Source organism: Streptomyces griseiscabiei (assembly GCF_020010925.1).
In the GTDB taxonomy this organism is placed as follows: Bacteria; Actinomycetota; Actinomycetes; order Streptomycetales; family Streptomycetaceae; genus Streptomyces; species Streptomyces griseiscabiei.
Genome location: NZ_JAGJBZ010000001.1, coordinates 3690380 through 3715855 on the forward strand (window position 1 = coordinate 3690380; position 25476 = coordinate 3715855).

General features: G+C 73.1%; 24 protein-coding genes and 1 riboswitch. Of the genes, 12 read left to right on the top strand and 12 right to left on the bottom strand.

Annotated features, from left to right (window positions below):
* Positions 1 to 183: 183 nt before the first annotated feature.
* Both J8M51_RS16095 and rsmH read right to left on the bottom strand, forming a co-directional pair.
* Positions 184 to 783 carry a hypothetical protein gene (locus tag J8M51_RS16095; RefSeq protein ID WP_267299231.1) on the bottom strand — a complete coding sequence of 200 codons (600 nt, stop codon included), beginning with the start codon at positions 781 to 783 and terminating at the stop codon, positions 184 to 186.
* 16 nt (positions 784 to 799) lie between these two features.
* Positions 800 to 1756 carry a 16S rRNA (cytosine(1402)-N(4))-methyltransferase RsmH gene (gene rsmH / locus J8M51_RS16100; RefSeq protein WP_086761763.1) on the bottom strand — a complete coding sequence of 319 codons (957 nt, stop codon included), beginning with the start codon at positions 1754 to 1756 and terminating at the stop codon, positions 800 to 802.
* Between the two features lie 325 nt (positions 1757 to 2081).
* Between rsmH and J8M51_RS16105 the strand changes: the two genes are divergently transcribed.
* From J8M51_RS16105 to J8M51_RS16120, 4 genes are all read left to right on the top strand, one after another.
* Complete coding sequence (locus tag J8M51_RS16105) at positions 2082 to 2627, top strand: beta-class carbonic anhydrase (protein WP_086761769.1); 546 nt, start codon at positions 2082 to 2084, stop codon at positions 2625 to 2627.
* 286 nt (positions 2628 to 2913) lie between these two features.
* A complete protein-coding gene (locus tag J8M51_RS16110) occupies positions 2914 to 3954 on the top strand; it encodes an AAA family ATPase (protein ID WP_086761761.1) in 1041 nt (346 codons plus the stop codon).
* Complete coding sequence (locus J8M51_RS16115; protein WP_086761759.1) at positions 3951 to 5309, top strand: DUF58 domain-containing protein; 1359 nt, start codon at positions 3951 to 3953, stop codon at positions 5307 to 5309. Before J8M51_RS16110 ends, J8M51_RS16115 begins: the two co-directional genes overlap by 4 nt.
* On the top strand, positions 5306 to 7855 hold the full coding sequence (locus J8M51_RS16120) for a transglutaminase TgpA family protein (protein ID WP_086761757.1): 2550 nt from the start codon (positions 5306 to 5308) through the stop codon (positions 7853 to 7855). Before J8M51_RS16115 ends, J8M51_RS16120 begins: the two co-directional genes overlap by 4 nt.
* 292 nt (positions 7856 to 8147) lie before the next feature.
* On the opposite strand, the gene J8M51_RS16125 is transcribed toward J8M51_RS16120, so the two are convergent.
* From J8M51_RS16125 to J8M51_RS16135, 3 genes are all read right to left on the bottom strand, one after another.
* Positions 8148 to 8549, bottom strand: coding sequence for a DUF3040 domain-containing protein (locus tag J8M51_RS16125; protein ID WP_086761755.1), 402 nt, complete (start codon positions 8547 to 8549; stop codon positions 8148 to 8150).
* A 287-nt stretch (positions 8550 to 8836) separates the two neighbouring features.
* Positions 8837 to 9607: a class I SAM-dependent methyltransferase gene (locus tag J8M51_RS16130; protein ID WP_179203405.1), complete on the bottom strand. Its 771-nt coding sequence runs from the start codon at positions 9605 to 9607 to the stop codon at positions 8837 to 8839.
* 131 nt (positions 9608 to 9738) lie between these two features.
* Positions 9739 to 10278: an SAV_6107 family HEPN domain-containing protein gene (locus J8M51_RS16135; RefSeq protein WP_216589227.1), complete on the bottom strand. Its 540-nt coding sequence runs from the start codon at positions 10276 to 10278 to the stop codon at positions 9739 to 9741.
* Positions 10279 to 10464: 186 nt separating this feature from the next.
* Here J8M51_RS16135 and J8M51_RS16140 point away from each other — a divergent pair, with 186 nt between their 5' ends.
* From J8M51_RS16140 to J8M51_RS16150, 3 genes are all read left to right on the top strand, one after another.
* Entirely contained in the window at positions 10465 to 11295 is an 831-nt protein-coding gene (locus J8M51_RS16140) for an ATP-binding cassette domain-containing protein (protein WP_086753992.1), read from the top strand.
* The gene (locus J8M51_RS16145) at positions 11267 to 13351 is read left to right on the top strand and encodes a YhgE/Pip family protein (protein ID WP_086753994.1); all 2085 of its coding nucleotides are present in this window, start codon (positions 11267 to 11269) and stop codon (positions 13349 to 13351) included. Before J8M51_RS16140 ends, J8M51_RS16145 begins: the two co-directional genes overlap by 29 nt.
* Before the next feature lie 71 nt (positions 13352 to 13422).
* A complete protein-coding gene (locus tag J8M51_RS16150) occupies positions 13423 to 14055 on the top strand; it encodes a TetR/AcrR family transcriptional regulator (RefSeq protein WP_086753996.1) in 633 nt (210 codons plus the stop codon).
* Positions 14056 to 14353: 298 nt separating this feature from the next.
* Here the strand turns inward: J8M51_RS16150 and J8M51_RS16155 are convergent, their stop codons facing one another.
* A complete protein-coding gene (locus J8M51_RS16155; protein ID WP_179202959.1) occupies positions 14354 to 14503 on the bottom strand; it encodes a hypothetical protein in 150 nt (49 codons plus the stop codon).
* 64 nt (positions 14504 to 14567) lie between these two features.
* Here J8M51_RS16155 and J8M51_RS16160 point away from each other — a divergent pair, with 64 nt between their 5' ends.
* On the top strand, positions 14568 to 16082 hold the full coding sequence (locus J8M51_RS16160; RefSeq protein ID WP_086753998.1) for a phytoene desaturase family protein: 1515 nt from the start codon (positions 14568 to 14570) through the stop codon (positions 16080 to 16082).
* A gap of 25 nt (positions 16083 to 16107) precedes the next feature.
* Here J8M51_RS16160 and J8M51_RS16165 read toward each other — a convergent pair whose 3' ends face one another.
* The 6 genes from J8M51_RS16165 to J8M51_RS16190 all read right to left on the bottom strand — a co-directional run bounded on the left by J8M51_RS16165 (position 16108) and on the right by J8M51_RS16190 (position 21003).
* The gene (locus J8M51_RS16165; protein WP_086754000.1) at positions 16108 to 17076 is read right to left on the bottom strand and encodes an SCO2102 family sporulation regulator; all 969 of its coding nucleotides are present in this window, start codon (positions 17074 to 17076) and stop codon (positions 16108 to 16110) included.
* A gap of 56 nt (positions 17077 to 17132) precedes the next feature.
* On the bottom strand, positions 17133 to 18056 hold the full coding sequence (gene metF, locus J8M51_RS16170) for a methylenetetrahydrofolate reductase [NAD(P)H] (RefSeq protein ID WP_086754002.1): 924 nt from the start codon (positions 18054 to 18056) through the stop codon (positions 17133 to 17135).
* A 120-nt stretch (positions 18057 to 18176) separates the two neighbouring features.
* Positions 18177 to 18821 (bottom strand): thiamine phosphate synthase, encoded by a 645-nt coding sequence (gene thiE / locus J8M51_RS16175; RefSeq protein WP_267299232.1) that lies wholly within the window; start codon positions 18819 to 18821, stop codon positions 18177 to 18179.
* 118 nt (positions 18822 to 18939) lie between these two features.
* Positions 18940 to 19305 (bottom strand): Rv2175c family DNA-binding protein, encoded by a 366-nt coding sequence (locus tag J8M51_RS16180; RefSeq protein ID WP_086758773.1) that lies wholly within the window; start codon positions 19303 to 19305, stop codon positions 18940 to 18942.
* 52 nt (positions 19306 to 19357) lie between these two features.
* On the bottom strand, positions 19358 to 20590 hold the full coding sequence (locus J8M51_RS16185) for an NAD(P)/FAD-dependent oxidoreductase (protein ID WP_086758771.1): 1233 nt from the start codon (positions 20588 to 20590) through the stop codon (positions 19358 to 19360).
* A 32-nt stretch (positions 20591 to 20622) separates the two neighbouring features.
* Positions 20623 to 21003: a hypothetical protein gene (locus J8M51_RS16190; protein ID WP_086758769.1), complete on the bottom strand. Its 381-nt coding sequence runs from the start codon at positions 21001 to 21003 to the stop codon at positions 20623 to 20625.
* Between the two features lie 52 nt (positions 21004 to 21055).
* Positions 21056 to 21167, top strand: a riboswitch (TPP riboswitch).
* Between J8M51_RS16190 and thiO the strand changes: the two genes are divergently transcribed.
* From thiO to pknB, 4 genes are all read left to right on the top strand, one after another.
* Positions 21165 to 22340 (top strand): glycine oxidase ThiO, encoded by a 1176-nt coding sequence (gene thiO / locus J8M51_RS16195; RefSeq protein ID WP_086758767.1) that lies wholly within the window; start codon positions 21165 to 21167, stop codon positions 22338 to 22340. It overlaps the preceding riboswitch by 3 nt.
* A gap of 29 nt (positions 22341 to 22369) precedes the next feature.
* Positions 22370 to 22570 (top strand): sulfur carrier protein ThiS, encoded by a 201-nt coding sequence (gene thiS / locus J8M51_RS16200; RefSeq protein ID WP_086758780.1) that lies wholly within the window; start codon positions 22370 to 22372, stop codon positions 22568 to 22570.
* Between the two features lie 4 nt (positions 22571 to 22574).
* Positions 22575 to 23369 carry a thiazole synthase gene (locus J8M51_RS16205; RefSeq protein ID WP_086758765.1) on the top strand — a complete coding sequence of 265 codons (795 nt, stop codon included), beginning with the start codon at positions 22575 to 22577 and terminating at the stop codon, positions 23367 to 23369.
* A 181-nt stretch (positions 23370 to 23550) separates the two neighbouring features.
* A complete protein-coding gene (pknB, locus tag J8M51_RS16210) occupies positions 23551 to 25467 on the top strand; it encodes a Stk1 family PASTA domain-containing Ser/Thr kinase (RefSeq protein WP_107473774.1) in 1917 nt (638 codons plus the stop codon).
* Positions 25468 to 25476: the final 9 nt, after the last annotated feature.

Below are 25476 nucleotides of genomic sequence, written 5' to 3' on the forward strand. Positions count from 1 at the left end.
GCCGGGGGCGGGGACTGCCCAGGCGGATGGTCTTGCCGGCCGGCGGCCGGGGCGTGGGCGGGCGGCGCTGCCCGGCGGGGCGTCCGCCGGGGCCGGGCCGGCGCTGCTGGCCCGGTCGTACGGGCCGGGCGGGTCCGGGTACGCGGCGGCGCGGGGGCTGCCTGCCTGAATCGGCCACTTCCGTCACCTGCCGGGGGTCGTCGGGAGCTGGGGGGACTGTACGGACGGGGTGGGGGTGGGGGTCGGTGCGGGGGTGGAGGCGAGGGCGGGGTCGGGGGCGCCCGCGGGCTCCGGGGGCGGCGACGGTGACGGCGTCGCCGTGGCCGAGGGGGTGGGGCTCGGGGTGGGCGTCGGGCTCGTCGGCGGGCCGGGGTCGAGGATCTCGGGCGCGAGGACGAGCGGCATCCGGGCCACGGACTGCCGGGCGGCGCCGGGGACGCCCTTGACGGTGCCGTCGGGGTTCAGGAAGGCCGGGTCGCCGCCGGGGACCATGCCCAGTTCGCGGGCGCGGCGCTGGAGGGCGTCGGGCGCGGAGTAGGCGTCCACGTCACGCTGGAGCGCCTGTTCCTCGTCGGTGTAGCTCTTGACGTCGTCCTGGAGGTCGTCGAGCGTGAACGCCCCTTCGCTGAGCGCGGAGTTCAGCACGAGGAGGCCGATGAGGCCGCCGCCCAGCAGCAGGACGACCAGGAGGACGAACGGGGTGCGGGCGGCCCCCTTGGGTCTGGTGGGCAGCAGCCGCGCGAGACGGGCGGCCCGGCCCCTCAGTTCGGGTTTCCTGCTCACGCGCCTCACGCACTCCTCACTCGACGTCCGCCCTCACACGTTCCGCCCCGCGCAGTCGCGCGGGGGCCGCGCGCCGGTTCTCGGCGACCTCTTCCTCGGTGGGAAGTTCGGCACCACGGGTGAGGAGCTTGAGCCTCGGCTGGTAGCGCTCGGGGACGACGGGCAGTCCGGGGGGCGCGGTGGTGGCGGCGCCCGCCGCGAACACCTGCTTCACCAGACGGTCTTCGAGGGAGTGGTACGACAGCACGGCGATCCGGCCGCCGACCGCGAGGGCCTTCACGGCGGCGGGGATCGCCCGTTCCAGGACGGTGAGTTCGCCGTTGACCTCGATGCGCAGCGCCTGGAAGGTGCGCTTGGCGGGGTTGCCGCCGGTGCGCTTGGCGGCCTGCGGCAGGGAGTCGCGGATCAGTTCGACGAGGCGGGCGCTGTCGGTGAAGGGCTCCTTGTCGCGCTCGCGCACGATCGCGGAGACGATCCGCTTGGCCTGCTTCTCCTCGCCGTACGCCCGGAGGATCCGGACGAGTTCGCCCGGCGGGTAGGTGTTGAGGACCTCGGCCGCGCCGATGCCGGTCGTCTGGTCCATCCGCATGTCGAGGGGGGCGTCCTGGGCGTACGCGAAGCCCCGGTCGGCCTCGTCGAGTTGCATGGAGGAGACGCCGAGGTCGAACAGGACGCCCTGGACGCGCGGAATGTCCAGGCGGTCGAGGACGTCGGGGAGTTCGTCGTAGACGGCGTGCACCAGGGTGGCGCGCTCGCCGAAGGGGGCGAGCCGCTCGCCGGAGAGGCGCAGGGCCTCCTTGTCGCGGTCGAGGGCGACGAGCCGTGCCTCGGGGAACCGGGTGAGGAGTGCCTCGCTGTGGCCGCCGAGGCCGAGTGTGCAGTCGACCACCACCGCGCCGGGCTCCGAGAGGGCCGGGGCCAGCATGTCCAGGCACCGCTGGAGCATGACGGGGACGTGGCGGCTGTTGCTCAAGGGGCCCTCTCAGGTCCGGCGCGAGCCGCACGTACGCGCCGCGCACGCGGGGAGACGCCGGGCTCTCGCCGGTTCTCCTTGGGGTTTCGGTCCAGCGGGGGCCTCGCCCCCGCTCGGCGTCACTTTAGTCCACGGCCCCTCGCGGTCAATCAACCGGCCTGCGCGTCGCGGCGCGTGCCCGAGCCGAAGCCGCGAACATGGATGAATCACCCGTACGGCCGCGATCCCGCCACTCCTGTGGGTTACCTCACAACAAGGCTCAATGGCGTTCTTTGTCCTCTCTCACAGAGCGCCCCGAGCGGGCGTGACCAGTACCGTCTTGACCATGACGACCTCCGCAGCAGTTCCCACCGGCCCCGAAGGCGCCATATCCGACGGCACCGTCACCGACCGTCTCGTCGAGGCGAACGAGCGGTACGCCTCCGCGTTCACCGACCCCGGGATGGACGCCCGCCCCGTCCTGCGCGTCGCGGTCGTGGCCTGCATGGACGCCCGCCTCGACCTGCACGACGCGCTCGGCCTGGAGCTGGGCGACTGTCACACCATCCGCAACGCGGGCGGCGTGGTCACCGACGACGTGATCCGCTCCCTCACCATCAGCCAGCGCAAGCTCGGCACCCGCAGCGTCGTCCTCATCCACCACACCGGCTGCGGTCTGGAGGCCCTCACCGAGGACTTCCGCACCGAGCTGGAGGCGGAGGTCGGCCAGCGCCCGGCCTGGGCGGTGGAGTCGTTCCGGGACGTGGACCAGGACGTACGGCAGTCCATGCAGCGGGTGCGCACCAACCCGTTCCTGCTGCACTCCGACGATGTGCGCGGCTTCGTCTTCGATGTGAAGACGGGCCTGCTCCGGGAGATCGATCCGGCCTGAGCCCTGTCGAAACCCTGCCGCCGGGACCGCCTTCCTACCGCCCCGGGGCGGTCCCGCGCAGCCCTGGTTTCCTGTCAATCTGCTGGCATCTCGGCCTTTGAAACACAGCAAAACCGACATATCGCGGACTGTTGTCCACAGGCGAGTGACACGGATTGGTAACGGCAGCAAGAATGCGGGTGTGACGTCACGCTGAGCAGATCGCGCGTGGTGTCCGTGTTTCGGGGTGGGCCGGTCCGCATCGCAGAGCGACGGCCCGGAGAAAGAACGGGCCGAGGAGGGCCGGGTGACGACCTATGACGATCGAGCGAGCCTCACTGATCTGACCAGCACTGTGGAGCGAGTCCGCAGTTCGGTCGAAGGAGTGATCGAGGGCAAGCCTGAGGTCGTACGGCTTTCGCTGACAGTGCTGCTCGCCGAGGGACATCTTCTGATCGAGGATGTGCCCGGCGTCGGCAAGACCATGCTGGCCAAGGCACTGGCGCGGTCCATCGACTGCTCGGTGCGGCGTATCCAGTTCACGCCGGACCTGCTGCCGTCGGACATCACGGGTGTGTCCATCTGGGATCAGCAGCGCAAGGAGTTCGAGTTCAAGCCGGGCGCGATCTTCTCGCAGATCGTGATCGGCGACGAGATCAACCGCGCCTCGCCGAAGACGCAGTCCGCGCTCCTGGAGTCCCTGGAGGAGCGCCAGGTCACGATCGACGGCACGACGTACGAGTTGCCGAGCCCCTTCATGGTGGTGGCCACCCAGAACCCGGTGGAGATGGAGGGGACCTATCCGCTGCCGGAGGCCCAGCGCGACCGCTTCATGGCCCGCGTCTCCGTGGGCTACCCGAGCCCGGAGGCCGAGCTGCAGATGCTCGACGTCCACGGCGGGGTCTCGCCGCTGGAGGACATGCAGCCGGTGGCGCACGCGCACGAGATCCTGAAGCTGATCGAGGCCGTCCGCAATGTGCACGTCGCGGAAACGGTCCGGCGGTACGCCGTGGACCTGGTCGGCGCCACCCGCAGCCACCCGGATCTCAGACTCGGCGCCTCGCCGCGCGCCACGCTGCATCTGCTGCGTGCGGCGAGGGCGACCGCCGCCCTGAGCGGCCGGGAGTACGCCCTGCCGGACGACATCCAGTCGCTGGCCGTGGCCATCCTCGCCCACCGGCTGCTGCCCACCGCCCAGGCCCAGCTCAACCGGCGTACGCCGGAGCAGGTCGTTCAGGAGATCCTGCAGCGCACGCCCGTACCGCAGGCACCGCAGGCGCAGAGCGGCTTCGGCTCGGTGCACTCCGCGCCCGCCTACCCGCAGCAGCCGCCGCGGAGGCTTGGATGAGCACCGCCGGGCCGGCGCCGGCCCCGGAGCAGGACAAGGGCGGGCTGCGCACGGCTCTCGCCGGCCTCACCACCCGCGGGCGGTCCTTCCTGGCCGCCGGGGTGGCGGCGGCCGTCTGCGCGTACGTCCTCGGGCAGAGCGATCTGCTGCGGGTCGGCCTGCTGCTGGCCGTGCTGCCACTGGTCTGCGCGACCGTGCTGTACCGCACCCGCTACCGGGTCGCGGGCAGCCGCCGCCTCTCCCCCGCGCGCGTGCCCGCCGGCAGCGAGGCCCGCGTCCATCTGCGGATGGACAATGTCTCGCGGCTGCCCACCGGGCTGCTGATGCTCCAGGACCGGGTGCCGTACGTGCTCGGTCCGCGGCCGAGGTTCGTCCTGGACCGGGTGGAGGCGGGCGGGCGCCGCGAGGTGTCGTACCGCGTCCGCTCCGATCTGCGCGGCCGCTATCCGCTGGGCCCGCTCCAGCTGCGCCTGACCGACCCGTTCGGCATGTGCGAGCTGACCCGGTCCTTCTCCACGTACGACACCCTGACGGTCGTCCCGCGCGTGGAGGCGCTCCCGCCGGTACGGCTGAGCGGGGAGGCCAAGGGGTACGGCGACGGCCGGCAGCGCTCGCTGGCGCTGGCCGGCGAGGACGACGTGATCCCGCGCGGCTACAGGCACGGCGACGACCTGCGCCGGGTGCACTGGCGTTCGACCGCACGCTACGGCGAGCTGATGGTGCGCCGCGAGGAGCAGCCGCAGCGCGCCCGCTGCACGGTGCTGCTGGACACCCGGGGCGAGGCCTTCCTCGGCGCGGGCCCCGACTCGGCCTTCGAGTGGGCCGTCTCCGGTGCCGCCTCCATGCTGGTCCACATGCTCGAACGGGGCTTCTCCGTACGGCTGCTGACGGACACCGGCAGTTCGGTGCCGGGTGAGGGCGCCGACGGGTTCGCCGGCGCCAGCCAGGAGTCCGCCGACGCGGCCGGGCTGATGATGGACACCCTCGCGGTGATCGACCACTCCGACGGCACGGGCCTGTCGCCCGCGTACGACGTGCTGCGCGGCGGCAACGAGGGGCTGCTGGTCGCCTTCCTCGGCGACCTCGACGAGGAGCAGGCGACGGTGATCGGCAAGATGCGTCAGCGCAGCGGAGGGGCGGTCGCCTTCCTGCTGGACAGCGAGACGTGGACGACCGAACCGGGCGAGGTGCCCGGTGCCGGGGGCGCGAGCGAGGAGTCGCTGCGGCTGCTGCGCGAGGCGGGCTGGACGGCGCTGACGGTGCCGCGCGGCGCCGCGCTGACGGACCTGTGGCGCCAGGCGGACCAGCAGCGCACCGGTGCGATGTCCGGGAGCGGCATGGGAGGGCGGTCATGAGCGGACGGGCGAAGCTGGCGCTGTGCGCCTGGGCCGCCACGATCATGGCGGCGTGCGCACTGCTGCCCCTGGTCGACCCGGCGACCTGGATCTTCCAGGCGGCCCTGATGCTGGGTGTGCAGACCGGCGTGGGAGCGCTCACGCGGCGGGTCCCGCTGGCCCGGCCGCTGACCGTGGCCGCGCAGGCGCTGGTCACGCTGATGATGCTGACGCTGGTCTTCGCCCGGGAGCGGGCGGTGGCCGGGATCGTGCCCGGTCCGGAGGCGTTCCAGTACTTCGGGACGCTGCTCCAGACGGGTGGCGAGGACGTCGGCCGGTACGCCATCCCGGCGCCGCTGAGCGACGGCATCCGGCTGATGATCATCGGCGGGGTGCTGGTGATAGGCCTGCTGGTGGACGCGCTCGCCGTGACGTTCCGCAGCGCGGCCCCGGCCGGTCTGCCGCTGCTCGCGCTGTACTCGGTCGCCACGGGGCTCTCCGACGGCGCCGCGTGGCTGTGGTTCGTGCTGGCCTCGGCCGGCTATCTGCTGCTGCTCCTGACCGAGAGCCGGGACCGGCTCTCCCAGTGGGGCCGGGTCTTCGGCGGCGCGCCGGGCGGTCCGCGCCCGGAGTCCGCGGGCGGTGCCGTGGCCCCGGTGCGCACCGGGCGGCGCATCGGCGCCGTCGCGCTGGGCATCGCCCTGGTGGTGCCGCTCGGGCTGCCCTCCCTCGACGGCGGGCTGCTGGACGCCACGGGCGCCGGCATCGGCAGGGGCTCGGGGGGCGGCGGCACGATCTCCGCGGTGAACCCCGTGGTGCAGCTGGGCGACAGCCTGAACGTGGACGAGGACCGCCAGGTCCTGTCGTACCGCACCAACACCGACGACGTGCAGGAGATGTATCTGCGGATCGTCTCCCTGGACAGGTTCGACGGCACCGCGTGGACGCCGACCGAGCGCTCCATCACCGAGGTGCCGGACGACTTCGGCACCCCGTCCGGCCTGAGCACCGACGTCAAGCGGTCCACGATCACGACCCGGATCGTCGCGGCGGAGAACTACGAGCAGGACTGGCTGCCGATGCCGTACCCGGTGACGGGCGTGGACATCGACGGCGACTGGCGGTACGAGCCCGTGGGGCGCACCCTCGTCGGCGATCACGACCAGGACACCAAGGGTGTCCAGTACACGGTCGAGAGCCTGATCGTGCAGCCCACGGCCGAGCAGCTCTCCTCGGCGCCGGAGCCCCCGCCGTCCCTGCGGCGGGAGTACACCAAGGTGCCGGCCTCGCTGCCGCCGGTGGTGGCGCAGACCGCGCTGGAGGTCACCGAGGGCGCGACGAACAACTACGAGCGGGCGGTGAAGCTGCAGGACTGGTTCGCGTTCAGCGGCGAGTTCACCTACGACACCGAGGTGCGGTCCGGTACGGGCGCCCGGGCGATAGCCCGGTTCCTGCAGGAGAAGGAGGGCTTCTGCGTCCACTTCTCCTTCGCGATGGCGTCCATGGCCCGCACGCTCGGCATACCGGCCCGGGTGGCGGTGGGCTTCACCCCCGGCACCCCGCAGACGAACGGCACGATGTCGGTGGGGCTGCGCGACGCGCACGCCTGGCCGGAGCTGTACTTCGAGGGTGTGGGCTGGACCCGCTTCGAGCCGACCCCCAACCGGGGTACGACTCCGCCGTACACGGTGCCCGAGGACACCGGCACCGGCGGCCTGCCCGAGGTGCCCCGGCCCTCGCAGTCGACGACCACGGAGCCGTCGGCCGAGCCGACGGCGAGTGCGAGCTGTACCCCGCAGGAGGTGAAGCTCGGCGCCTGCGCGAGCGAGTCCGCGGCGGCGATCGCGGGTTCGGACGACGACCGGCGCTCGTTCTGGGGCCTGCTGTTCTTCTCGCCCTGGACCCTGCTGATCCTGCCGGGGGCGCTCCTGGTGCTGGCGATCCCGCTGCTGCCCATGCTGTGGCGGCTGCGGGTCCGGTCGGTACGGCTGGGCGCGCACGCCGGCACGGTGCCCAGAAAGGCGGCCGAGGGGCCTCAGGCACCCGGTCCGGCCCAGGACCTGACCGACGAGGCGGGAGGGCCCGGCCCGGACGGCTCCCCGGCGGCACCGGGCAGAGCCTCGGGGTACGGCCGTACGGAGGCCGCGGCGGCCCATGCGCTGGCCGCGTGGCAGGAGGTCGCCGACACGGCGTGGGACTACGGGATCGCGCCGGACGAGTCGCAGACGCCCCGCAAGGCCGCCGCACGGATCGTGCGGCTGGGCGAGCTGGAACCGGATGCCGCCGAGGCGGTGCACCGGGTGGCGGCGGCGGTGGAGCAGGTCCTCTTCGCTCCGCGTCCGCAGATCCCGGCGGGCCTCGCCCGGGACGCGCACCAGGTCGAGGTCGGTCTGCGGGCGCACGCCGGGCGCCGGACGAAGCTCCGGGCACTGCTGCTGCCGCGTTCGACCGTCCGGGTGGCCTGGGCGCTCTCCGCCCGCTGGGCGGACACCAGGGACGAGTTGCTCTCCCGTCTCCCGTCGCCGCGTCTGCCGTGGCGACGCCCCTCGCCGGGCCAGAACGGCTAGCGGCTGCGGCCGGCCGATGCCTCTGCCCCCGCCGGGTTCGCCCGGCGGGGGCAGACATGTGGTGGGGGCGTGTGCGGCACGGGCGGGGACGGCGCGGGCACACGGCCGCAGGGCCCGTGAACGGACCCGGCCGTTCGGCGAGGCACCGGCTGTTCAACGCTACGCAGCCGCTCCGCGCGACGCAGCTGTTCGATTTGTGGGCATACGTGAAGGGTGACCGCCGCTTAGGTGGTCACCCTTCGTCCGTCTTCAGCTGTTCAGCCGTGGCTGTCGGATCGGCGGTCCGGTCGGCTCAGTGGCCGCCCTGCTCGTCACGACGGCGCTGCCAGCGCTGTTCGATTCGGTCCATCATGGAGCGGCGCTGCCGCGTCTGACGACGCGCACCTGCGGAGCCTGCGGCACCGGTGGGCTGCTCACCCGGCTTGGGGGCCTTGCGCCAACCGGTGACGGCGAGCACGGCGCAGCCCAGCATGACGAGGAAACCCACCACGCTGACCCAGATCTGCTGTGCGACCATTCCGGCCATGAGGAGCGCGATACCCACCAGAAAGCCCGCGACCGCCTGGTAGACCCGCCGCCGGGTGTACGTACGCAGCCCGCTTCCCTCAAGCGCTGACGCGAACTTGGGATCTTCGGCGTACAGCGCTCGCTCCATCTGCTCGAGCATGCGCTGCTCGTGCTCTGAGAGCGGCACGGAGTCCTCCTCATCGTGCGGTCGCCGGAGCGACCCGGGGGGTCCTCTTCAGGATAGGCAGGGAATCGCCCCCTTGAAACCCGCCCCTCTACGCCAATTCGCCAACCGGAACCCGCCATGGCACCCCGACCCGCTGAGGTGTGAATTCCCCAGCGGACGGCCCGTCATGCCGGAACGGTCTCCCTCGATCATACGGCTCCGAGCGCCCGATCGGGGGGCCTGTGGCGTACTCCATCCGCCGCCGAGCCCCTGATCAGCGGGTCACCCCCTCCGCATCGGGGGGTGGCTCAGGCCCCGGTGGTCCCTCGCGTCTCGCCCAGCACATGAAGTTGCGTGGCCACGGAGTGGAAGGCGGGCAGTTCGGCGACCGCCGCCTCCAGCTGGAGCAGGGCCTCCAGGGCGCCGGGCTCGGTGTCGACGAGAACGCCCGGGACCAGGTCGGCGAAGACCCGGACGCCGTGCACGGCGGCGACCGCGAGGCCCGTGCCCTCGACGAGCGCGGTGAGCTGCCCGGCGGTGAAGCGGTGCGGAACCGGATCACCCTCGCCCCAGCGTCCGTTCGGGTCGTCGAGCGCCTGCCGGGCCTCCTTGAAGTGCCCGGCGAGGGCCCGCGCGAGCACCGCTCCGCCCAGACCGGCGGCGAGCAGGCTGAGGACGCCCTCGGCGCGGAGCGCGGCGACCGCGTTGCCGACGCCCTCGGCGGGGTCGTCCACGTACTCCAGGACGCCGTGGCAGAGCACCGCGTCGTACCCGCCGCGCTCGACGACGTCGAAGAGGCCGTGCGCGTCGCCCTGGACACCTCGCACGCGGTCGGCGACACCGGCCTCGGCGGCCCGGCGCTCCAGCGCGAACAGCGCGTTCGGGCTGGGGTCGACGACGGTGACGCGGTGGCCGAGACGGGCGGCGGGCACCGCGAACCTGCCGCTGCCACCCCCGGCGTCCAGCACGTCGAGCGACTCGCGCCCGGTGGCCTTCACCCGGCGGTCGAGGGCGTCCTGGAGGACCTCCCAGACCACGGCGGTACGGAGGGCGGCGCGGGGTCGCATCGGGTCCGACACGGCAGTAACTCCTCGGCGCGGCACCGCCTGGTGTGCGGCGGAGCGATGGGCTTGCGTCCCCGCCGGGCCCGGGGGCCGTGGCGGAGGGCGCTGATGACCCCAACCCTAATGGGCGGCGCCGAGGCGGTAGGTCAGCCCGCGTCCGGGACTCCCGGGCCGCCGTCCTGCCGGGGCTGGGGCAGCACCGGCTGGAGCACCAGCATCCGCTCGACCAGGCGCAGGAACATCGCCACGTCGCGTATGAGGTCGTCGGCGTCGCGCATGCTCGCCGCGCCCTGGATGCCGGCCTCGGCACGCGCGCGGCGGGCGGCGCCGGAGGCGAACAGCGCGCTCCACTCGGCGAGTTCGGGCGCTATCTCGGGGAGCACTTCCCAGGCGCTCCGGATCTTGGCGCGGCGCTTCGGGGTGAGTTCCGGGCGGCCCCGGGCGGCGAGCACCGCGGCGGCGGTGCGCAGGGCGGCGAGGTGGGCGGTGGCGTACCGCTCGTTGGGCGTCGGGAGGGCGACCGCCTCGTCGAGTCCGGAGCGGGCCTGGGCGAGCAGATCGAGGGCGGCGGGCGGGGCCGTGGCCCGGCGCAGCACGGGGTGCACGTCGCTCGCCGGGCCGCTCGGTGAGGGGGCAGGGCCGGGGGCGCGGCGCCGGCCTGCGGCTGCTGCGTGGTAGCTGGCCATGACGAACCTCCTGTCGTCTGCGGACGGCATGCTCTGACACGAGGTGCCGTATGTGCCCATCGTGCGGTATGCCACTGACAATCCGTTCTGACCTGCGCTTTTGCTTCGAGCAGAAGTTCGGAGTAGTTTTTGCACTGACCAGTCAGTTCAAAAACAGTCGGGTGCGACGGCAGAGGGGTTGGGGGCATGGCGGAGCCAGGGGAGGCCGAGGCGGCCGACGCGGGGCGGGACACGGCCCGCGGGGTCGCCGTCGGCGCCGAGGGGTTCGGGCTGAAGGGGCCGCGCGGCTGGGCGTTCCGGGGAGTCGGCTTCGAGGCGGAGGCAGGCTCGCTGATCGCGGTCGAGGGGCCGTCCGGATCAGGGCGGACCTGTCTGCTGCTCGCGCTCACCGGGCGCATGAGGCCGAGCGAGGGCAGCGCCACGGTCGGCTCGCTCCCGCTACCGAAGCGGATGGCCGCCGTCCGCCGGATCAGCGCCCTCGCCCATGTCCCCGGCGTGACCGATCTCGATCCGTCCCTGACCGTCGGGGAGCATCTGCGCGAACGGGCGCTGCTGCAGCGGCGGTTCGACGGCACCCTGCGCGGGCTGCTGCGGCCCCGGGCCGAGCACGCCGCCGAGGCGAAGGACCGGATCGAGTCCGCCCTGACCGCCGCCGGGCTCGACCGCGAGGCCCTGCCGAAGGGCTCCCGGACCGCCGTACGCGACCTCGACCGGATGGAGGCGCTGCGGCTGTCCGTCGCCCTCGCCCTGGTCGGCCGGCCCCGTCTGCTCGGCGTGGACGACTCCGACCTGAAGCTCTCCGACGCCGAACGGGACGGGATGTGGGCGCTGTTGCGCTCCCTCGCCGAGTCCGGGACCACGGTCGTGGCGGTGTGCAGCGAGGCACCCGAGGGAGCGGTCGTGGTGTCGACGGCACCCGGGACACCCGAGAACGACGAGAAGAACTCCGACCACGAGAAGAACTCCGACGACGACAAGGAGACGGCCGATGCGCTCGCCGGGACTCGCCGCGCTTGAGCTGAGGCGGTTCGGCCGGGGGAAGCTGCCGCGCGCCGCGCTGGTCTCGCTCCTGCTGCTGCCGTTGCTGTACGGCGCCCTGTACCTGTGGTCCTTCTGGGACCCGTACGGCCGTCTGGACCGTATCCCCGTGGCCTTGGTGAACGACGACAAGGGGGCGTCCGTCGGCAGGGAGAGGCTGACGGCGGGGGACGACATCGCGAAGGGGCTGCGGGACAGCGACACCTTCGAGTGGCACCCGGTGAGCGCCGCCGAGGCCCGCGCGGGCGTCGAGGACGGCACGTACTACCTGTCGCTGACGATGCCGGAGGACTTCAGCGAGCGGATCGCGTCCAGTTCGGGGGACGTGCCGGAGACGGGCGCCCTCCAGGTGCGGACGAACGACGCGAACAACTACATCGTCGGGCAGATCTCCCGGACGGTGTTCTCGGAGGTGCGGACGGCGGCGTCCACGAAGGCCTCGCGGTCGTTCCTGGACCGGATCTTCATCTCCTTCTCGGACATCCACGGGAAGACCGAGGAGGCGGCGGACGGAGCCGACGACCTCAAGGGCGGTATCGACAAGGCGGAGCAGGGCTCCAAGGACCTCGCGGACGGGCTGAAGGAGGCCAAGAAGGGCAGCGGGAGCCTGTCCGGCGGGCTGAAGGACCTGGAGGAGGGCGCGGGCGATCTTGAGGACGGCGCCCAGCAGGTCGCGGACGGCACCGGCAAGCTCGCCGACAAGGTCGGCGCGGCGGCGGACCAGGTGCGGCCCTTCCTGAAGAAGGACGGCGGCACGATCGCGGACACCGCCACCCTGGTCGCCGACTCGGCGGCCACGATCCGGGACCACCTCGACGCGTTCGTGACGACGGCACCGGCCGCCGCGACCGGCACACGTGCCGCCTCCGACACCCTGGACGACGTCCACCGGCGGCGCTGCGAGGAGGCCGTGCTGCCCGACGCGGCCTGCGCCGACCTGAAGAAGGCGAAGGACGCGGCGGCGGAGGCGGCCGTGCTCGCCGAGGACGTCGACACCGTGGTGAAGGACTACGACGGTGACCTGAAGGCCTTCGACAAGGATCTGCAGACCCTGGAGAAGCAGGCCCGCGCCCTGGCGAAGGCGGCGCCCACCCTCTCCACGGACCTCGACGACGCCGTCGCCAAGGTGAACGCCCTCGACCGGGGCGCCGCGAAGGTGGCCAAGGGTGCCAAGACCCTGCACACCGGCCTCGGCACCGCCAGGACGGGCGCGGACGACCTGGACACCGGTGTCGGCGACCTGAAGACGGGCGCGGTCGACCTCAAGGGCGGCATGTTCCAGCTGGCCGACGGCTCCGGGAAGCTCGCGGGCGGGCTGCGCGACGGGGCCGAGCAGATCCCCGACTACGACGAGCGGGACCGCGACCGGCGCACCGAAGTGATGGCCGACCCGGTGGAGTTGGCCACCAGGGACCTGCACAAGGCGCCCAACTACGGCACCGGGTTCGCCCCGTACTTCATCCCGCTGTCCCTGTGGGTGGGCGCGATGGTGGCGTACATGCTGATCCAGCCGCTCAACCGGCGGGCCCTCGCGGCGGGCGCCTCGGCGTGGCGGATCGCGCTGGCGGGCTGGCTGCCGGTGGCCGCGCTGGGTGTGCTGCAGACGGTCGCACTGATGGCGGTGCTGCACTGGGCGGTCGGCCTGGAGATGGCGCGGGCGGCCGGCACGGTGGGCTTCCTGTTCCTGGTGACGGCGTGCTTCGCGGCGATCGTGCAGTGGCTCAACGCGCGCTTCGGGGCGGCGGGCCGCATCCTCGTCCTGGCCTTCCTGATGCTGCAGTTGACGTCGGCGGGCGGTACGTACCCGGTGCAGACCAGTCCGGACTTCTTCAACGCGGTGCACCCCTTCCTGCCGATGAGCCATGTGGTCGACGCTCTCCGGAGGCTGATCACCGGCGGTGGTCTGGGCCCGGTGTGGCAGGCGTGCGCGGTGCTGGTGGCCTTCACCGCGGGCGCGCTCGCGCTGACCGCCCTGTCGGCCCGCCGCAAGCAGGTGTGGACCATGGACCGGCTGCACCCGGAGCTGAGCCTGTGACCGCGCGGCGCAGGGCTCCCGCGCACCGTCCGGTTCCCGCGCACGGCACGGTTCCTGTGACAATCAAGGCCATGGAAAGCAGCAACGCCCCCGGCGGCGCAGGCGGGGGCCGCCGCGAGGCGACCCGGCAGAAACTCTACGAAGCGGCCGTCACCCTCATCGCGGAGCAGGGGTTCTCCGCCACCACGGTGGACGAGATCGCCGAGCGGGCCGGTGTCGCCAAGGGCACGGTCTACTACAACTTCGCGAGCAAGTCGGTCCTCTTCGAGGAACTGCTGCGGCACGGCGTGGGCCTGCTCACCGCCTCCCTCCGCGAGGCCGCCGAAGGCACGGCGCGGGAGGGCGGCAGCCGGGTCGACTCGCTGGACGCGATGATCCGGGCCGGACTCGTCTTCATCGACCGCTACCCGTCGTTCACCCAGCTCTACGTCGCCGAACTGTGGCGCACCAACCGGGCCTGGCAGTCCACGCTGATGGTCGTCCGGCAGGAGGCCGTCGCGGTCGTCGAGGGCGTGCTGCGCGAGGGCGTCGAAGGGGGCGAGCTGAGCGACGAGATCGATGTCGGTCTGACCGCGTCGGCCCTGGTCGGCATGGTTCTGGTGGCCGCCCTGGACTGGAAGGCCTTCCAGCCGCAGCGCTCCCTGGACGACGTCCACGCGGCACTCTCCCGGCTGCTCCAGGGCCGGGTGAGCGGAAACCGCTGACCGGGTCCGGCCCCACCGGCCGGGCGCGTACGAGCCGCACACACGAGAGCGCCGGTCCGAACTGGCCACGTCCCCCGCGGCCACCTCGAACCGGCGCTTCCTCGTTCCCCCGTGCTCCCCCGTGCCTCGCTCCCGCCGACTCCGGTCGACGGAAGGAGCGGTAAGAGCGCGGGAACCGTTCCGCCGCCCCGTGTCGGCGGTACCGGATCCGCGCCCCTTCCCGTGCCTCCACTCTCCCGTTCACGCAGGTGGGAGCCCATCCGTACGGATACTCAACTCATCGCATAGGTACGCGTACTCAGCGCTGCGCACTCACCCCCACCCCGCCCTGTTGCCGACTGGTGACGATCGCGCCCGCGCCGGTACTCCCCCGGTCGGCGGCGCAGCCGCCACTGAGGGGCGCGAGGAACTGCGCCACCAGCCCCCGCTGACCCGCAGCCGCCGACATGACCGAACCCTCCGAGCTCGACCGCGGCAGTGGAAGGACAGCGGCGGCCGATAAGGTCGCTCACATGGCAGACATCGCGGTGATCGGCGCCGGAATCGGCTCCCTGGCGGCCGCCGCCCGGCTGGCCGTCGCGGGCCACCGCGTGGTGGTGCACGAGAGCGCGGCGACCTACGGCGGAGCCGTGGGCCGCTTCGAGCAGGGCGGCTTCGCGTTCGACACGGGCCCGGGGCTGCTGCCCCTGCCGGCCGTCTACCGCGACCTGTTCCTCAAGACCGGCCGGGAACCGCTGGAGAAGTGCGTCGACCTGGTCCAGGTGGACCCGGCCGCCCGGCACGTCTTCGCGGACGGCACCGACCTCCCGCTGCCGGGCGCCTCGCGCGCGGGCGTGGTCGCCGCCCTGGACTCCGCGCTCGGCCCGGGCGCCGGCGACCGCTGGGGCGACTTCCTGGTGCGGGCCCGCGAGGCCTGGGACCGCACCCGCCGGCCGCTCCTGGAGGAGCCGCTGTGGTCCGACTGGAAGGTCCTCGCCGAGCGGGAGCCGTACCCGGCGGTGCCCCACAAGCGCCTGCTGCGCACCCGCCGCGCCGGCACCCTCGCCGAGATCGGCGCCTGGGAACTGCGCGACCCCCGGCTCACCGCCCTGCTGGAGAGCCACGCCCTCGCGTACGGCCTGGACCCGCGAGCGGTCCCGGCGAGCGCGGCGGTCCTGCCGTACATGGAGCACGCCTTCGGCACCTGGTACGTCCGGGGCGGCGTACGGGAGTTGGCGCGGGCGCTGTACGAGCGGTGTCTGGCCCGCAAGGTCCGGTTCGTCTTCGGCGCCGAGGTCACGGGGATCGTCGAGAAGGACGGCCGGGCGGCCGGGGTGGAGCTGGCGGACGGCTCGGTGGCCGACGCCGACTTCGTCGTCGCCGGGGTCGCGCCCGAGGTGCTGGACCGCCTGGCGCGGCGTCCTGGCGTACGGGGTGAGGGCGACATCCCGGCCGTGCCGGGGGCCACGAGCCGGCTGACCGTGCTGCTGGCGCTGCGCGGTGGCCGTCCGGAGGGCACGGCGCACCGGACGGTGGTGCACGCGCAGGACCGGGACGCCGAGCTGGACTCGCTGTTCGGGTCGGCCTCCGGAGCGGTCGCGGCGCCCACGGTCACGGTGCTGCGCCCCGGCGATCCGGCGCTGGTGCCGGACTCCGAGCACGAGGCGGTCACGGTGAGCTGCGCGGTCCCCGCCCGGCCGGACGGGAGCGGGGCCGGGCCGGGGGCCGTCGACCAGCGGGTCGAGCTTCTGCTCACCGCCGCCGAGCGGGCCGTACCCGACCTGCGGGAGCGCCTGCTGTGGCGCGAGGTGCGCACCCCGGCCGACATCGCGCGGGCGACCGGTGCGGAGGGCGGCGCGGTCCCGGCCCCGGCGCTCGCCGCGGCCGGCGGACGATGGCTGCGCCCGTCCAACTCCACCGCGACACCGGGCCTGTTCACCGTCGGCGGCTGGTCCCACCCCGGCGGCGGCCTGCCGCACGCCGGGATGTCGGGCGCCCTGGTGGCCGGACTGATCGTGGAGGGCCCGGACTTCCGCGGCTCGCAGTGAGCCTCACCGAGGCCCGGGAGGGCCTTCAGAAACGGTACTGCTGCTCGTCGTAACCGTTCTGGCCGTTGCCGTTGCCGTTGGCATTGCCGTTGCCCTGGTACGGGTACTGCTGGTCCGCCGGCTGGTCGTTGCCGAACGGGTCGAACGCGTCGTCGGTGCTGCGCTGCTGCGGCACCCAGACACCGCCGGGCGGGGTCTCGGCGCCGTACCCGGCGTTGCCGTACTGGTCCTGGCCGTAGCCCTGCTGCCCGTACCCCTGCTGGCCGTACGACTGGTCGTAGGAGGCCGTGGCGTCGTACGTCTGGGTGCCGATGTACGGGTCGGAGTAGGCGGCGTACTGCTGCTGGTTCGGGTCGTAGCCGTAACCCTGCTGGTCGTAGCCGTAGTAGGCGAAGGCCTCGTCCTGCGCGGACTGGGACTGGTCGGCGGTCGCGTAGGGCTGGCCGGCCGTGCCCGCGTAGGCGTTGTCGTCGCCGTAGACGCCGTAGGTGCTGGTGTCGTCCGGCATGGGCTCCGGCGAGTAGACGGTGGCCGCGGCGGGCGTGGACTGCGGGCGGACGAACACGTCGTCCTCGCGGTCGTCGTCGAGCCGGTCGTCGCCCTGGCCGTACGCCCCGCCGGCGGTGGGCTCCAGGTCCATGACCTCCAGGGTCGGGTCCTGGCGGTCCGGTTCGCCGCGCCGGCGCTTCTTGCCGGGCTTCGGGAAGCCGCCGCCGCCCTCGCCCTCGCCCTCACCGGAACGCGGCCGGACGGCCCAGCCCGCCTCGAAGCCGCGGCGGAACGAGAGGGTCACATAGGTCTGTCCGGTGGCGAACCCGATCGCGCCCAGCGCGATCACGATCACATTGGGGATGAGCACACCGAGGACCACGCACAGGAATCCGCCGAAGGCCAGCAGCCGCCAGCGCAGACGTGCCTTGTACTGCAGCAGCACCTCGCCCAGCAGCCACAACGCGACGACACCGAACGCGATGTAGAGGACCGTCCAGCCCATGTACGCCCCTCTCCCTGTGGCCGCTACGCAGTGTGTCGTACGCGAGTGCGACCGGTCTAGGCCCGAGGTGGATGGTGCGGGCCCAGGTTCTCGTAGATTTCCAGAGTCGCGGTGGAGTTGTTCAGGGTGATGAAGTGAAGTCCGGGGACTCCTTCGTCCAGCAACCTCGCGCAGAACTCCGTGGCGAACTCGATGCCAATGGAGCGTACAGCGGCCGGATCGTCTTTGGCTGTGACGATCCGCTCTTTCAGGGCGTCCGGGATGGCTGCGTTGCTGAGTTGCGGCAGCCTTTCCAGCATCTTCACGCTGGTGACGGGCATGACCTCGGGAATGACCGGGGTCTCGCAGCCGGCCTTGGCTACCGCGTCCCTCAGACGCAGGTACGACTCGGGGTGGAAGAACATCTGCGTGATCGCGTAGTCGGCGCCGGCCCGGCACTTGTCGACGAAACGGGCCACGTCGCTGTCCCAGTCCGGGGAGCGCGGGTGCATCTCCGGGAAGGCCGCGACGCCCACGCAGAAGTCACCCGACTCCTTGATGAGCCGGACCAGTTCGGCGGCGTACGTCAGCCCCTCCGGATGCGCGATCCACTCGGCCATGGGGTCACCGGGCGGGTCGCCGCGGACCGCGAGCATGTTGCGGATCCCGGCGTCCGCGTACTGCCCGATGATGTTGCGCAGTTCGGCGACGGAGTGGCTGACCGCGGTGAGGTGGGCGACCGGGGTGAGGGTGGTGTCGGCGACGATCTGCTCGGTCGCCTTGACCGTGCCGGCCCGGGTGGAGCCGCCCGCGCCGTACGTCACGGAGACGAAGCTCGGGGCGACCGCCTCGATCCTGCGGAGGGCGTTCCACAGGTTCCGCTCGCCCTTCTCCGTCTTGGGCGCCCAGAACTCGAAGGAGTACGTGGTCCTGCCCGTGGCGAGCATGTCGCGCACGGTACGCGCGCGATCCGTCCTGGTGGACGCGGTTCCTAGGGCCATACCGGCAGGTTAGTCAGGTCCCGGCCGTCCCCCAACCGAACCGGGGGTTTTTGTCGGTTTTGCCGACCTGTTGTCCACGCCTTGGACGGCCATGGGCCGGGAGCCCGCCCGGGACGGGTCCTAGAGCGCGCGCAGACGCTTGGTGAACTCCGCCGCGGCGGCCCGGGGGTCGTCCGCCTCGGTGATCGCCCGGACGACGACGGCCCGGCGGGCGCCCGCCTCCACGACCTCGTCGAGGTTGCCGAGGTCGATGCCGCCGATGGCGAACCAGGGGCGGTCGGTGCCGAGGGCGGCGGTGTACCGCACCAGGTCCAGGCCGGGGGCGTGGCGGCCGGGCTTGGTGGGGGTGGGCCAGCAGGGGCCCGTGCAGAAGTAGTCCACGCCCTCCTGGACGGCCGCCGCGGCGGCCTCCTCCTCGGCGTGGGTGGAGCGGCCGACGAGGACGTCCGGGCCGAGGATGGCGCGGGCGGCGGGGACGGGGAGGTCGCCCTGGCCGAGGTGCAGGACGTCCGCGCCGACGGCGTGCGCGACGTCCGCGCGGTCGTTGACCGCGAGCAGCTTTCCGTGGCGGCGGCAGGCGTCCGCGAGGACCCGGAGGTGGTCCAGCTCCTCGGCGGCCTCCATGCCCTTGTCACGGAGCTGCACGATGTCCACGCCGCCGGCCAGGACCGCGTCCAGGAACTCCGGCAGGTCGCCCTGGCGCCGGCGGGCGTCCGTGCAGAGGTAGAGCCGGGCGTCGGCGAGCTGTGCGGCGGCGTCGGGCATGCGTGGGTCCCCCGTTGACGGTGCGTGGTCGGCGCGGCGCACGGCACCGCGCCCCTCGCCGGGGCCCGGCTCCGCACGCCACGCGGACGGCTGTTTCGGATGTTTCCGGTGGTTCGGGTCAGACGGCGAGCGCCTGGGCGCGCCGCTTCACCTCCGTGCCGCGATTCTCGCTCAGGGCCTGGGCCGGGGTACCGGGCAGGCTGGGGTCCGGAGTGAAGAGCCACTCCAGCATCTCTTCGTCGTTGAAGCCGTCGTCCCTGAGCAGGGTCAGGGTGCCCGTCAGGCCCTTGACCACCTTGTCCTCGTCGATGAAGGCGGCGGGGACGTGCAGCGCGCGGTTCTCACCACGGCGTACGGCGATGAGCTGGCCTTCCTTCACCAGCTGCCGCACGCGGGTCACCTCGACGTCCAGCATCTCTGCGATGTCGGGGAGGGTCAGCCACGCGGGGACGAGAGCATCGATCTTTGCGTCAATCTCGGTCACGTCTCCAAGACTGCCATCTGGGACTGACAGTGGGTAGCCGAGCCGCCCCGGTCTACGCCGTCGCGGCCTTCAGGGGCCTCGCCGGATCCGCCAGCAGCGCGGGGTCCAGCGGCGTGCCCGCCTCGATCAGGCGGCGGCCCTGCGCCAGGTCGCGGGGGCGGCCCACCGCCAGCAGGGCGACCAGCCGGCGCTCCCGGAGCCAGCACACCGACCAGGCGGCGCCGGCGGGGTCACCGCGCCAGAGGGTGGTGTCGGCGGAGGCGTGGTCCCCGGCGTACTGGACGAAGCGGCCGAACTGCTCGGACCAGAAGTACGGGACGGGGTCGTACGGCTCGGGGGTCTCGCCGACGATGTTCGCGGCGACCGTGCGGGGGCCCTGGAGGGCGTTGTCCCAGTGGTGGACGAGGAGCCGCCGGCCGTACCTGCCGGAGGGGAAGGAGGCACAGTCGCCGACCGCGTAGACGTCCGGCGCGGAGGTGCGCAGATGGTCGTCGGCCAGTACCTCGCCGTGTGCGCCCAGGGCGATGCCCGAGCCCGTCAGCCAGGCCGTCGCCGGGCGGGCGCCGATCCCCACGACGACCGCGCCGGCCGGTACCCGGGTGCCGTCGTCCATGACCACCGTCCCGGGCTCGACGCGCTCCACGCGCGCGTGGGTGCGCAGGGTGGTGCCGCTGTCGGCGTACCAGGCGGTCATCGGCGCGGCGACCTCGGCCGGGAGCGCGCCCGAGAGCGGGCGGTCGGCGGCCTCGACGACCGTCACCGCGCAGCCCGCCTCGCGCGCGGCGGTGGCGAACTCGGCGCCGATCCAGCCCGCGCCGACGACCACGATGTCGTGCTGACGGGCCAGGACGGGCCGCAGCCGCTCGGCGTCGTCCAGGGTCCGCAGCAGATGCACGCCGGGCACGCCCTCGGCGCCCGGCAGCCGGATCGGTTCCGCGCCGGTCGCGAGGACGAGGAGGTCGTACGGGACGGGCCCGGCGGCGGTGTCGAGCGCGTGGTCGGCGGGGCGCAGGCCCGTCACCTCGCGGCCGAGGCGCAGGTCGATGCCGAGCGCCTCGAAGTCGACGTCGAAGGCGGAGCCCTCGGCCTTGCCGAGCAGGACGGCCTTGGAGAGCGGCGGCCGGTCGTACGGCTGGTGCGGCTCGGCGCCGATCAGGGTCACCTCGCCGGCGAAACCCTGTTCGCGCAGGGCGACGGCGGTCTGCACCCCGGCCATGCCCGCGCCCACGACGACGACCCGTCGTCCGGTCCGTCCCGGCGTCTGCGTCCGCGTCTGCTCGCTCACCTGATCACCATAGACAGCTGACAAATGGTCAGTCAGTGGTCGTGCTCCGTGAGCTGTTCCACATCCCCGGCGCCCCCGGCCGGTTCCTCCACGACACTCGTCCCGCTGCCCGGCCCCGACTCCCACTCCCAGGTCTCCTCCAGACGGACCCGCCCGTCGGGCAGCTCGACCACCCGGGACACACAGTGCCCGCAGGCCGTGGTCCCGTCGGTCTTCAGCTGGACGTACCGGAAGTCCAGCCGGTCCCCCGCGCGCGTGCCCACGAGGTGACCGCGGACGACGTCGCCGCCCGCGTACTCGGCCCAGATCTCACCGCCCTGTTCGTGGTACGCGAAGCGGGTGTGCGTGCCGACCTGGCCCGGGGCCTGGTCGGCGACGGGGACGAGGACGAGACCGTCGAGCGAACGGGCCATGGGCGGAGGCTCCCTTACCGAGGCGGACGACGAGGGCTAGGGTGGGCCACCGTAGAGCACTCGCGGGAGCCCGGACGCACCGGGCTGAGAGGGAGGCTGGCGGCCTCCGACCGTACGAACCTGATCCGGGTCATGCCGGCGAAGGGAGGGGCTGGACGCCCATGTCGCGTACGCACACCTCGGACGTCCTCGTCGTGGGGGGCGGGATCATCGGCCTCGTCACGGCGTGGCGGGCCGCGCAGCACGGGTTCGCCACGGCCGTGGTCGATCCCGATCCCGGCGGCGGGGCCGCGCGCGTGGCGGCCGGGATGCTCGCCGCCGTCACGGAACTGCACTTCGGCGAGCAGACCCTGCTGGGGCTCAACCTGGAGTCCGCGCGCCGCTACCCGGACTTCGCGGCCGAGCTGACGGAGGCCACCGGCCTCGACCTCGGCTACCGCCGCTCGGGCACGCTCGCCGTGGCCCTGGACGCGGACGACCGCGCCCACCTGCGCGACCTGCACGCCCTGCAGCGCCGGTCGGGCCTGGACTCGGAGTGGCTGAGCGGCCGCGACTGCCGCCGTCTGGAGCCGATGCTCGCGCCGGGCGTGCGCGGTGGGCTGCGGGTCGACGGGGACCACCAGATCGACCCGAGGCGGCTCTCCAGGGCCCTCGTCGCGGCCTGCGAGCGCGCCGGGGTGGTCTTCCACCGGACCAGGGCCGAGGAGCTGTCGGTGGTCCGGGAGCGGGCCACCGGGGTCCGTACCGGCGACGGCGACGCGCTCTGCGCCGGGCGGACCGTCCTCGCCGCGGGCAGCCTCAGCGGGCGCCTCGCCGGGGTCCCGGACGAGGTGCTGCCGCCGGTGCGCCCGGTGAAGGGGCAGGTGCTGCGGCTGACCGTGCCGCGGCCGTACGCGCCCTTCCTGAGCCGTACCGTGCGGGCCGTGGTGCGCGGCAGCCATGTCTATCTCGTGCCGCGGGAGAACGGCGAACTCGTCGTCGGCGCGACCAGCGAGGAGCAGGGCTGGGACACCACGGTCACCGCGGGCGGGGTGTACGAACTGCTGCGGGACGCCCATGAGCTGGTCCCCGGGATCACCGAACTCCCGCTCACCGAGACCCGCGCGGGTCTGCGCCCGGCCTCCCCCGACAACGCGCCGCTGCTCGGCCCCACCGGCCTCGACGGCCTGCTCCTCGCCACCGGCCACCACCGCAACGGGGTCCTCCTCACCCCGGTCACCGGCGATGTCATGGCCCATGTCCTGACCACCGGTGAACTGCCCGCCGAGGCACGCGACTTCACCCCCCTGCGGTTCCGCGCCGGCGCGGCCCGCGAACTCCTGGAGCAGCCCGTATGAGCACCGGCCGTGTGAGCACCACCGGGACCCTGACCGTCCTCGTCAACGGGGAGCGGCGGCAGATCGCCCCCGGTACGGCCCTCGACGCGCTCGTGCGGACGCTCACCCCGTCCGCCTCCGGTGTCGCCGCCGCGCTCAACGAGACCGTCGTCCCCCGCGCGCGGTGGACGACCACCGCCCTGTCCGAGGGGGACCGCGTCGAGGTCCTCACCGCCGTCCAAGGAGGCTGATCCCATGGCAGACGACCCCTTCGTCCTCGGCGGTACGACCTACTCGTCCCGGCTGATCATGGGCACCGGCGGGGCGAGCGGCCTGGACGTCCTGGAACGCGCGCTGGTGGCCTCCGGCACGGAGCTGACGACGGTCGCGATGCGCCGGGTGGACGCCACCGTGCACGGCTCGGTCCTGACCGTGCTCGACCGGCTCGGCATCCGGGTGCTGCCCAACACGGCCGGCTGCTTCACGGCGGGCGAGGCGGTGCTGACGGCCCGCCTCGCGCGCGAGGCGCTCGGTACGGCCCTGGTGAAGCTGGAGGTCATCGCCGACGAGCGCACCCTGCTGCCCGATCCGATCGAGCTGCTGGACGCCGCCGAGACACTGGTCGACGACGGTTTCACCGTGCTGCCGTACACCAACGACGATCCCGTGCTCGCGCGGAAGCTCCAGGACGTGGGCTGTGCCGCGATCATGCCGCTGGGGTCGCCGATCGGGTCCGGGCTCGGTATCCGCAACCCGCACAACTTCCAGCTGATCGTCGAGCACGCGCGCGTGCCGGTGATCCTCGACGCGGGTGCCGGTACGGCGTCGGACGTCGCCCTCGCGATGGAGCTGGGGTGCGCGGGGGTGATGCTCGCCTCCGCCGTGACGCGGGCCCAGGAACCGGTCCTGATGGCCGAGGGCATGCGGCACGCGGTGGAGGCCGGGCGGCTGGCGTACCGGGCGGGCCGCATCCCCCGCCGGCACTTCGCGGAGGCGTCGTCGCCGGGCGAGGGACTGGCGCGGCTGGATCCGGAGCGCCCGGCGTTCTGACCCGCCGCCCCCGTCCCGAGTCGGATCTCACGCCCTCCGCCCCTCACTCGAACAGCCGAACGACTTCCACCGCGCACCCGCCTGTCACAGCCCTCCGGCGTCGGTCACAGCTCTGCTGCAGTACGTCCCGGCCACCCCGGGACTTATGGGCCTGTCAGCCACGGCTCGTACACTCACCTGCGTGGACACGACCCTTCAGGACCCGCTTGTCGGCCAGGTGCTCGACGGCCGGTATCGAGTCGAGGCGCGGATCGCGGTCGGCGGGATGGCCACGGTCTACAGGACCGTGGACACCCGCCTCGACCGGGTGCTCGCCCTCAAGGTGATGCATCCGACGCTGGCCGCGGACCGGACGTTCGTCGAGCGGTTCATCCGCGAGGCCAAGTCGGTGGCCCGGCTCTCCCACCCGAACGTGGTGGGGGTCTACGACCAGGGCACCGACGGCTCGTACGTCTACCTCGCGATGGAGTACGTCGCCGGCTGCACCCTCCGTGACGTGCTGCGCGAGCGCGGGGCGCTGCAGCCCCGGGCGGCGCTGGACATCCTGGAGCCGGTGCTCGCCGCGCTGGGCGCCGCGCACCGGGCCGGGTTCGTGCACCGGGACATGAAGCCGGAGAACGTGCTGATAGGGGACGACGGCCGGGTCAAGGTCGCCGACTTCGGGCTCGTGCGGGCCGTGGACACGGTCACCAGCACCACCGGCTCCGTCCTCGGCACCGTCTCCTACCTCGCCCCCGAGCAGCTGGAGCACGGCACGACCGACACCCGGGTCGATGTGTACGCGTGCGGCGTGATGCTCTACGAGATGCTCACCGGCGGCAAGCCGCACGCCGGGGAGTCCCCCGCGCAGGTGCTGTACCACGCGCTCCACGACGACGTGCCGCCGCCGTCCGCCGCGGTGCCGGGGCTGTCGTACGAGCTGGACGCGCTGGTCTCCTCGGCGACCGCCCGCAATCCGGAGCTGCGGCCCTACGACGCCGTCGCGCTGCTCGCGCAGACACTGGAGGCACGGGCGGGGCTGAGCGCCGAGCAGCTGGACGCGGTGCCGCCGCAGGCGATAGCCGGCGGCCATGACAACGCCGAGGACCGGACGAGCGTGATCCCTCGCTCGCTGTCGGTGTCGCGGTCGGTGGGCACGGACCCCGACCAGCTGAACCGCACGAGCCGGTTCGCGTCCGCGCCACCGCCGCCCCGGCGCACCCGCACCTCCCCCGCGCCCCGGCGCGCGATGTGGGCGGTGATCGTCGCCGTGCTGCTCGTCCTGGGGGTGGGCGGGGGCGTCTGGTACATCAACTCGGGCCAGTTCACCCAGGTCCCGGCCGTGCTGCAGCAGAGTCAGGCGGACGCCACCCAGCGTCTTGAGGGCGCCGGGTTCGACGTCGACGTCGAGCAGGCGTTCAGCGACACCGTCAAGCGCGGCAGGGTGATCGGCACCGACCCGGCGCCCGGGGCGCGGATCCGGGACAACGAGACCGTGACGGTGACGATCTCCAAGGGCCCGGAGACCGTGAAGGTGCCCGACCTCAAGGGCTCCCGGCTGGACGACGCCAAGTCCGCGCTGAAGGGCGGCGGGCTCGAACCGGGCGTGGTGACACGGGAGTTCAGCGACGAGGTCGGCCGGGGGCAGGTGATCGGCACCGAGCCGGGCACCGGCACGAAGATCTCCTCGGGCTCGGCCGTGCGGATCGTGGTCAGCCGGGGCGCCCCGGTGGAGATGCCCGAGGTCGCGGGCGCGTCGGTCGCGGACGCCACCGCCGAGCTGGAGGAGGCGGGCCTGACGGTGAAGACCGCCTCGAAGCGGGTCAACTCCGAGTACGACAAGGGGCTCGTGGCCGGGCAGTCGCCGGAAGCCGGCAAGCAGGTGGGCGAGGGTGACACCGTCACGCTGACGATCTCCAAGGGGCCCGTGATGGTCGAGGTCCCGGACGTCGTGGGCGACAGCGTCGACGACGCGACGCGGCAGCTGAAGGACGCCGGTTTCGAGGTCGAGGAGGACCGGGGGATCCTCGGGCTCTTCGGCGACGAGGTCAAGAGCCAGTCGGTGGACGGCGGTGACACGGCTCCCAAGGGGTCGACCATCACCATCGAGATCCGCTGACGGGATCGG